Genomic DNA, 955 nt, shown 5'->3' on the forward strand with positions numbered 1-955 from the left:
TTCTGAGCGGTCCTTTTGCCGACAGTATCTTCTTCTCCTCATCCAGCGTCACTTCTGATAACCGCACAATCTTCTCCTCATCTTTGTCAATTAAATCTTCCAAAAAGTCCTGTTCCTCCGGCGATACTGACAAAAACTGGCTCTCCTCTGTCCGCAGAAGTTTCGTAAGTCCCGGGATTTCTCTGAGTTTCCAATATATTGCTTCCGGGTCTTCTGTCGTCACAAACAGATAGCCCGGAAACATCGTTTCTACATGACATACTTTCTCTCCATTCAGGCGCCAGATCCGTTCTCTTCTTATATAAAAGCAGTCTTCATACATCTTACTTGGCAAATTCCGGGTAATCATTTCCCGCATCATTTCTTCTTTGCCTGTCATAATCTGAATCACATACCACATTCTTCCTCCTACAAAAGAGTATGCTTCGCCATTCCACGGCCTCTGCCCTGGACTCTCTTCCCATTCTTACCGCAGTCTCCCCCCGGCAGTCTTTACTGTCGTCGAAAGTGTTTCTGCCGTATTTATCTTCTCCCTTCCCAGATCCGATCTCCTGGCAGACAGATCCCAAATAAAACGGTTTCCTGTCTTCCAAAGAGTCCCACCTCTGCCAGCACATACCGCTTCCTCAGTCGTTTCCTTACAATCTTTTGGGAGTAAGGACGCAGGATTCCCTCCACCCGGATCAGATTCCCTTCTTCGTCTGCCTCTACCTGGGAAAGTCCCATCGGCTGATCCAGCTGCTCCCCGCAGACCTGTTTCAGAAATGCCAGATCTTTCTCTTCCATCCGGACTGCCTGTCCCCCGCCTTCCCCAAGAAGATGAGGATATTCTCTGGATCGTTTTAACATTTCTGACACATCCTGGATCCGGTCTGTTTGTAAAAAGAGGTAGCCTGGAAACATCTTCTCCATACTCAGAATCAATTTCCCGTCTGCCCGGAACAGCTTTTTCTTC

Annotated in this window: 2 protein-coding genes; both read right to left on the reverse strand. The window is 47.9% G+C overall.

Features of this window, described 5'->3' with window-relative positions:
• Positions 1-400 (reverse strand): transcription termination/antitermination NusG family protein (locus AOA56_RS15410; protein WP_053770041.1); only part of this gene is annotated, 400 nt, incomplete at its 3' end.
• 122 nt (positions 401-522) lie between these two features.
• Positions 523-955, reverse strand: a 433-nt coding sequence (locus AOA56_RS15415) for a hypothetical protein (protein ID WP_053770042.1), incomplete at its 5' end; no start/stop codon positions are given.

This window comes from Sellimonas intestinalis, assembly GCF_001280875.1.
GTDB lineage: Bacteria > Bacillota > Clostridia > Lachnospirales > Lachnospiraceae > Sellimonas > Sellimonas intestinalis.